The sequence below is a fragment of the Azospirillum sp. genome (assembly GCF_035627195.1).
Lineage (GTDB): Bacteria > Pseudomonadota > Alphaproteobacteria > Azospirillales > Azospirillaceae > Azospirillum.
The window spans coordinates 1-7335 of the sequence record NZ_DASPMG010000074.1; the positions used below are offsets into that span (position 1 = coordinate 1).

A 7335-nucleotide genomic window follows, 5' to 3' on the forward strand; every position below is an offset into this window, starting at 1 on the left:
TCGATCAACAACACCGCGGCCGGCATCGGCAACGTCGCCAAGCAGGGTGTGGTGACCATGCAGGGGGCCGGCGGCGGGCGCCTGCTGGGTGCGCCGGGGCTGCCGGGCGGCGCCAACACGGCGGTGCTGGGCAACACGGCGGCCGGCATCGGCAACAAGGCGGTGCAGCAGGGCATGGTCTTCCAGGGGGCGGGCTTCGGCACCGCCAACACCCTGGCCGGCCAGAACACCGCCGCCGGCATCGGCAACTTCGCCGGCCAGAGCCTGTTCTCCGTCCAGCGCTGATCCCGCAACGCCAGCCGATTGGCCCGGAAGCTCCGCTTCCGGGCCAATCGCGTTTCTGCGTGAGTTTCTAGGTGAACGACGCCAGGATGTGGCGGGACCGGGCGAAGCGTTCCTCCAGGCGCGAGACCAGGATGCGGATCTCGTCGGGCTGGTCGTTGTCGGCGCAGGCGATCTCGATCGCCTCGCTCTGCCGCTGCAGGGCGGTGAGGCCGAGCAGCGAGGCCATGGCCGTCAGGTCGTGTGCCAGGACCCGCACCCGCAGCAGGTCGCTCTCCGCCGCCGCCCCGGCGATGGCGGTGCACAATGCCGCCCCGTCGGTGAGGAACATGCGGATGAGGTCACCCACGGTCTCGTGGCCCAGGCGCTTCACCAGCCCGTCGAGGGGGTTCTCCGGCACCGGCGCGGCGAGCCCGGCGCCGCAATGCCGGGCCAGCACGGCCTGCAGCTCGCGCGGGTTCAGCGGCTTCATGAGGTAGGCGTTCATTCCGGCCGCGAGGCAACGGTCGGCGTCGCCCAGCAGCGTGTCGGCGGTCAGCGCGATGATCGGCACCGCCGCCGCCGGGCCGTCCAGCGCGCGGATGGCGCGCGTCGCCTCCAGCCCGTCCATGACCGGCATTTCCAGGTCCATCAGCACGGCGTCGAAGCGGCGGGCCTGCACCGCCTCCACCGCCGCGCGCCCGTCGCCCACCACCACGGCCCGGTGGCCGAGCTTCTTCAGGAAGCCCAGCGCCACCAACTGATTGACCTCGCTGTCCTCGGCCAGCAGGACGTCAAGCGGGGCGGGCGCGGCGCTACCGGGGGCGGGCGGCTCTTCCTCCGCCGCGCCATCGGCCGGGGCGACCGGCAGCTCGAACCAGAACCGGCTGCCCTCGCCCGGCGTGCTGTCCACGCCGATGGCGCCGCCCAGCGCCTCGGCCAGCCGCTTGCACATGGCCAGGCCCAGCCCGGTGCCGCCGGAGCGGCGGGCGAGCGGCCGGTCAGGCCGGTAGAAGGACTCGAAAAGGCCCGCCTGCTCGGACTGCGGGATGCCGACGCCGGTGTCGGCGACGGTGACGCGCAGGCGCGGCGCGCCGTCGCCGGCATACGCCATGGCCGCGGCCACCGTCACACCGCCGCGTTCGGTGAACTTCACGGCGTTGCCGACGAGGTTGAGGAGGATGCGGCGCAGCCGGCGCGCGTCGCCGCTCAGCACCCGCGGCACGTCGTCGGCCACGGTGCAGTCCAGGCTGATGCGCTTCTCCGCCACGCGCGACGACATCAGGGACGCCGCCGTGCGGACGAGGCGCCGCGGGTCGAACGGCGCCACGGACGCGGTCACGCGCTCCGTCTCCATGTCGCTCAAATCGAGGATGTCGTCGAGGATGGCGAGCAGCGCCTCCCCGGAGTAGAGCACGGTCTGCAGCCGGTCGTACTGCTGGGAGTCGAGCGGGCTGTCCAGCAGCAGCCGCGTCATGCCCAGGATGCCGGAGATCGGCGTGCGGATCTCGTGGCTCATGGTGGCCAGGAAGGCGGACTTGGCCCGCACGGCGGCCTCCAGCGCTTCCTGCGCCTTCTTGGTGGCGGTCAGGTCCTGGAGGCCGACCAGCAGCGCATCCATGCCGCAATAGAGGAACCGCTGTCCGGAGAGAAGCGCCCACCAGGGCGTGCCGTCGGCGCGGCGGAACAGCACCTCGTGGTGGTCGATGCGGCCGTGCGCGCGGACCATCGCCACCACCAGCGCGCGGTCGGCGGGGTTGGCGTAGAAGTCGAGCGCGCTGTGCACCGGCGCGCCGGGCGGCAGGCCGAACAGCTCGGCGACGGCCTTGTTGGTGTGCAGCACCGCACCGTCCTCCAGCCGGGTGACGAGCATGGCGACGGGGACGGCGCCGACGATCTGGCGCAGCCGCTCCTGCTCGCTGCGCAGTTCACGCTCCATGACCTTCAGCGGCGTGATGTCGGTGACCAGCGCGAAGGAGCGAAGCCCCCCGGCCTGGTGGCGGAAGGTGGCGTTGAAACGCGCCTCGACACGCCGGCCGTCGCAGCCCAGCAGCACCACGTCGTAGGTGCGCTGGGGCAGGAAGGCGCGGCTGGCCAGTTGCTCGGCAAAGATGCGGCGGCCTTCCTCGTCGGTGAAGTCGCCGGGCTCACGGCCGAGCAGGTCCGCCTCCGCGCAGCCGAGCATACGGCAGAGCGCCCCGTTCACGGCCACCGTGCGGCCGTCCTCGTCGATCTCCCAATAGCCCTGCGCGGTGGCGTCGATGATGTCGCGGTCGGTCGGGCCCGTGGCGGCGGCGCGGCGCGCCCACCACAGCGCCAGCGCGGCGGACAGGCCGCCCGCCAGTGCGGCGGCCGGCAGCGGCGGCACGGTGCCGGCCAGCAGGGCGGGCAGCGCCGCGGTGAACGCCGCGCCACCCGCGGCGGCAGCGGCGGCGGACAACCAGGAGCGGGCGGCCCGGCCCGAGCGGGGAAGCGCCGCGGCGACGGTGCGGGGCGCGCGGTCTGGCATGTCTTGTGACGTCCTGGGCGAAGCGAAACGGGGGCGAAGCGGAACTGGTGACGGCGAAGGCCGCGGCGCGGCGAGCGGCCATACTGCTGCAAAAACCTTAAAAGCCAACAAACGATATTGCCGCAGGGCCGCCCATCCTTCGGCGGAGCGGGGTTCCGACCTCTGGGTGATGGAGCGCCGGGTGGTGCTCCCGTACCCTTCGCGTCGCTCGGCATGCGTCGTTCGAAAAACAGGGAGGAAGCACCATGAGCAGGTCGTCATCCTTCTCCGGGTTGGCCGGCGACCGGCGGGGCGGCCTTGCGCCGCCCCCCACCATGGGCGTCATGCCGACGGTTCACGTGCTGGTGGCGGAGGGTGATCCGCTCGCCGCCCACTCGCTGGGCATGGCGCTGGCGGCGGACGGCTACCGCGTGAGCCTGGCCTTCGACGGGGCGGCGGCGCTGGCCATCGGCCGGCACGACCCGGCGGACGTGCTGGTGACGGCGCTGCACCTTGCCGTGGTGGACGGCCGCACGCTGTTGCGGCGCCTGCGCACCGCGGCCGCCCGGCTGCCGGTGCTGGTCCTGGGCGGGGCGGCGGGTGGCGAGGCGGACGACGATCTGGCCGACGGCCGGCCCGGCGCCCTGCGCCTTCTGCCGCGGCCGGTCGGCACGGCGGATCTCGTGGCGGCGGTGCGCGCGGTGCGCCCGGCGTAGGGCGCCCACCGTCATGCGCCGTGCGGCACGCGACCGGCACGCCTGTTGACACCAATCATCAACATGACTCATGGTGCCCCGAAATTCCAACACTCGGGGTACCTCCGTGGCACAGGAGATGACGGGCGAGGAGCTGCGCCGCTACCGCGAGCAGCGCGGCATGAACCAGCAGGAACTGGTCACCTGGCTGAACGAGCGCCTGAACCGCCGCTATGACCGGGCCAAGATCTCGCGCTGGGAAACCGGGGCGGAGCGCATTCCGCAGCTCGTCGCCTCGGCGCTGAAAGTGGCGGGGGAGCCGGTGGGCATCCCGGCGGTGGCCGTGCGCGCGGCGCCGCTGGTCTTCTGCGCCGCCAACCAGAAAGGCGGGGTCGCCAAGACCACCACCTGCGTCAACGTCGCGTGGCTGCTGGCGACCACGGACCGGCCGGCATCCGGCCGCCGCGTGCTGCTGGTCGATTGCGACCCGCAGGCCAACGCCACCGTGCACCTGGGCGTCGACCCGCACGAGCAGGAGTTGGCAAAGGCCACGCTGACCCACGCGCTGAAATCGACCCGCCCGATGCGGGAGTTCGTGGTGCCGGTGTGCGACGGGGCGTTCGACCTGCTGCCGTCCTCCATTTCGCTGGCGGCGACGGATCGCGAGCTGCTGCGCCAGCCGAACGGCACGCTGGTGCTGCGCGCCAAGCTGGCGCAGCTGGCCGGGCACTACGACTGCGTGGTGCTGGACTGCCCGCCGCACTTGGGCGAGCTAACGGTGTCGGTGCTGAACGCCGCCGACCAGCTGCTGATCCCGACGCAGACGGAGATGCTGTCGATGATGGGCATCCCGCAGCTGTTCGAAACCATTGCCGGCGTGCGCGAACTGGTGAACCCGAACCTGCAGGTGCTGGGCATCCTGCCCACCATGTACAGCCCGCGCCGCCTGCAGGACGAACAAGTGATGGCCGAGTTGCGCGAGCTGGCGGCGGCGCAGGGACTGCGCCTATTCTCGCCGGTCAAGCGCGCCGCCGACTACGCCAAGAGCGTCATGGCCGGCAAGCCGGGTCTGGCGGTCAACCCGAATTCCGCCGGGGCGGAGAGCTATCGCGAGATCGCCCGCGCCCTGCTGGACCTCGCCCGGTTGGATTCGGCCAAGCAGGAGGTGCGCCATGGCGCGTAAGCTGGACACCAGCAATTCCGGGCTGTTCAAGCGGGCGCTGAGCCGCACGCCGGCCGGGGGCGGCGGCAGCAACAGCGCGCTGTTCGGCCTGTCCAGCAGCATGCGCCACCGGGAGATCCCGCTGGCCCAGGTGGAGCCCGACCCCGAGCAGCCACGCCGCAACGCCCAGGATGCCGACATCGCGGCGCTGGCCGGTTCCATCGCGCTGAAGGGCCTTCTGCAGCCCATCAACGTGCGCGAGGTGGCGCCCGACCGCTTTCGCATCGTGGCCGGCGAGCGGCGCTACTGGGCCTTCCGCGCGCTGGAGCGGGAGACGATCCCGGCGCTGATCATCGACACCGACGACCCGCAGGCGCTGGCGCTAATCGAGAACGTGCAGCGCGTCGACCTGCATCCGGTCGAACTGGCGGCCTCGCTTGACCGCCTGATCGCCGACAAGGGGCTCGTGCAGGAACAGGCGGCAACCCTGATCGGCAAGTCGCAGGAATACGTGGCCCGCCTGCTCGGCATCCTGCGCCTGCCGGAGGAAATCCTGGCCGAGGCGCCGGTCTATCCGGCGGTGTCCGTCTCGCTGCTCATGGAACTGGCCGAGCTGGGCGACGCGGAGCAGCAGCGCACGTTGTGGGAGCGGGTGAAGACCGGCGAGGGGCTGACCGTAAAGACGGTGCGCGCCGCCAAGCAGGACCGCCGTGCCCCGGCCCCCGGCCAGCCCGCCTTCGCGCCGGTGCTGAAGCAGCTGCAGCGCGGCGTGGGCAAGATCCGTGAACTGAAGGACGCCGGCAGCGCGCTGAGCGACACGGAGCGCCGCGAGCTGCGCCACCTGCGCGATACGCTGGACGCGCTGCTGCGCGATTAGACGTCTAATAACGTCCCGATCCCGGCGCTTATTAGACCTCTAATAGCCGGCCATCCACGAACCGATGCGCCACGACACGGCCCCGGCGCACCAGCAGCAGCGCCGGGCCGTCGGGGTTGTCGGGCGCGCGGCCGCCTTTGCGGGTGATGCGCAGGACGCCGTCGGCGCCGGCGTTCGCCACGTGCGTGTCGGCCGGGTAGGGCGGCACAGGGGCCGTCAGGCGGGTCACGGCGCCGGTCGCGCGCTCCTCCACCGTGAAGGCGACGGTGCCGTCCTCGATCGCACAGCGGACGCGGACGGCCGGGGCTGGGCGCCGGTCGGCGGCGAAGGCCCGCACGCCGCGGGCGGCGGCGTAGCCCGGCCGGCGCGCCAGTTCCAGGAAGCAGTCGGCGGTGAGGCTGGCGTCGACCAGGGCGCCGTGGCCGGCCTCGCGCGCCGAACGGTCGATCCCCAGCGCGTCGCACAGCGCGTCCAGGCTGTACTGCGCCTTCAGCAGGCGGGCGGCGAGGCGTTGCGTGCAGACCAGGCGGCCGGGAGCCAGCGGCGCCATGCCGGCGAGGCGGAGGTCGTGATCAAGCATCGCCCGGTCGCCCCCAGCCCCATGCGCGACCAACGGCGCGTCGCCGAAGAAGGCGAGCAGGGCAGGAGCGACATCGGCGAAGCGCGGCTGCCCGCGCAGGAACGCCTCGTCCAGACCGTGGACGGCGAGCGCGAACGGGTTGATGGGCGCGCCGGGGTCGAGATGGGTGTGGAACACGCGGCCGGTCCGCCGGCCGTCACGGAGTTCGATGACGGCAATCTCGCACAGGCTCGGCACGCCGTCCTCACGATAGCCGCGCCCTTCGGTGTCGATGACGAGGATACGGCCGCGCGGATCGGGCGGGCCCTGGTCCGCCGCATCCCGGACCCGCCCCGTCATTATGAACAGCCTATCATGGAAGGCTCAGGGGCGGCGGCGGTGGAAGGGCACGACGGCGGTGTCAGCCGTCTCGGCGTCCGGCGTGTCGTCGGCCCGGCGCACGGTCTTGAGCTGGGTAACGAAGCGCTCGGCGCCCGTTTCCATGATCGCGACCACGGCCATGTCGTAGAATTGGTTCCCGGCGACGATCCGGAACTCCTTGATGGTGGCGGTGCCCGCCGTCAGTTCGGCGAGGTCGAGCACGACATCGCCGACCCGGAATCCCAGGTAGGCGTCGAGGACCGTGTCGGCGGCGTTCGGTGGGCGGGATGTCACGACAGTCAGCATCACATCGATCGGTTGGAGAGGCCCCGCCGGCCCAGGGCCGGCGGCGCGTATCCCCACAAGATGGGGCTTCGGAGAGCTTTACACCAGGGTGTAACGCCGACTGGCCGGAAGCAATGACCGGACGGGCGCGCTGTTGACCCCTTGCGTATGGGATGCCGCCGGGCGGCATCCGCTTTCGGTGAGGCACCATCATGAGCCCCTATCCCCCGCTGCCGCACGGCCCGGAGACCCCGACGCCGCTGCCGACCCCGGTTCCCGACCCGGCCGCGCCCGACGCGCCGCCCGATGCCCCGGCCGGTCCGGGCGAACCCGACCCGAAGCCGACGGGTGGGTAGGAGAGGCCGATCGGTGCGGGTTTGTGGCGCGGCTCACAGAAGGCGGGGCGGGGAGCGGGTAGGGTCTGTCCATCGACAACGCGCCGGACCGAAACGGATCCGGCCCCACCCAGACCCGAAAGGAACGCTCCCATGATCCGCCACACCCTGCTCGCCGCCGCCGCCGTCCTGTGCCTGTCCGCCCCCGCCATGGCGCAGAACGTGGTCTCCGCCAACAACACCGCCGCCGGCATCGGCAACGTCGCCGTCCAGCAGGCGATGACCAAGCAGT

General features: G+C 72.2%; 7 protein-coding genes and 1 pseudogene. 5 read left to right on the top strand and 3 right to left on the bottom strand.

Annotated elements, in window-relative coordinates:
* Positions 1–285, top strand: a pseudogene (locus VED21_RS06270) (hypothetical protein); the annotation flags it as partial.
* A 67-nt stretch (positions 286–352) separates the two neighbouring features.
* On the opposite strand, the gene VED21_RS06275 reads toward VED21_RS06270, so the two are convergent.
* Positions 353–2770 carry a PAS domain-containing hybrid sensor histidine kinase/response regulator gene (locus VED21_RS06275; RefSeq protein WP_324881468.1) on the bottom strand — a complete coding sequence of 806 codons (2418 nt, stop codon included), beginning with the start codon at positions 2768–2770 and terminating at the stop codon, positions 353–355.
* A gap of 245 nt (positions 2771–3015) precedes the next feature.
* On the opposite strand from VED21_RS06275, the gene VED21_RS06280 reads away from it, so the two are divergent.
* The 3 genes from VED21_RS06280 (at position 3016) to VED21_RS06290 (ending at position 5483) form a co-directional block, all read left to right on the top strand.
* A complete protein-coding gene (locus tag VED21_RS06280) occupies positions 3016–3465 on the top strand; it encodes a response regulator transcription factor (RefSeq protein WP_324881469.1) in 450 nt (149 codons plus the stop codon).
* Positions 3466–3571: 106 nt separating this feature from the next.
* Positions 3572–4627 (top strand): AAA family ATPase, encoded by a 1056-nt coding sequence (locus VED21_RS06285; RefSeq protein ID WP_324881470.1) that lies wholly within the window; start codon positions 3572–3574, stop codon positions 4625–4627.
* Positions 4617–5483: a ParB/RepB/Spo0J family partition protein gene (locus VED21_RS06290; RefSeq protein ID WP_324881471.1), complete on the top strand. Its 867-nt coding sequence runs from the start codon at positions 4617–4619 to the stop codon at positions 5481–5483. The genes VED21_RS06285 and VED21_RS06290 overlap by 11 nt, the downstream gene beginning before the upstream one ends.
* A 31-nt stretch (positions 5484–5514) precedes the next feature.
* On the opposite strand, the gene VED21_RS06295 is transcribed toward VED21_RS06290, so the two are convergent.
* Together VED21_RS06295 and VED21_RS06300 are read right to left on the bottom strand one after the other, a co-directional pair.
* On the bottom strand, positions 5515–6402 hold the full coding sequence (locus tag VED21_RS06295) for an exonuclease domain-containing protein (RefSeq protein ID WP_324881472.1): 888 nt from the start codon (positions 6400–6402) through the stop codon (positions 5515–5517).
* A gap of 24 nt (positions 6403–6426) precedes the next feature.
* A complete protein-coding gene (locus tag VED21_RS06300) occupies positions 6427–6729 on the bottom strand; it encodes a hypothetical protein (RefSeq protein ID WP_324881473.1) in 303 nt (100 codons plus the stop codon).
* A 191-nt stretch (positions 6730–6920) separates the two neighbouring features.
* On the opposite strand from VED21_RS06300, the gene VED21_RS06305 reads away from it, so the two are divergent.
* The gene (locus VED21_RS06305) at positions 6921–7064 is read left to right on the top strand and encodes a hypothetical protein (protein ID WP_324881474.1); all 144 of its coding nucleotides are present in this window, start codon (positions 6921–6923) and stop codon (positions 7062–7064) included.
* Positions 7065–7335: the final 271 nt, after the last annotated feature.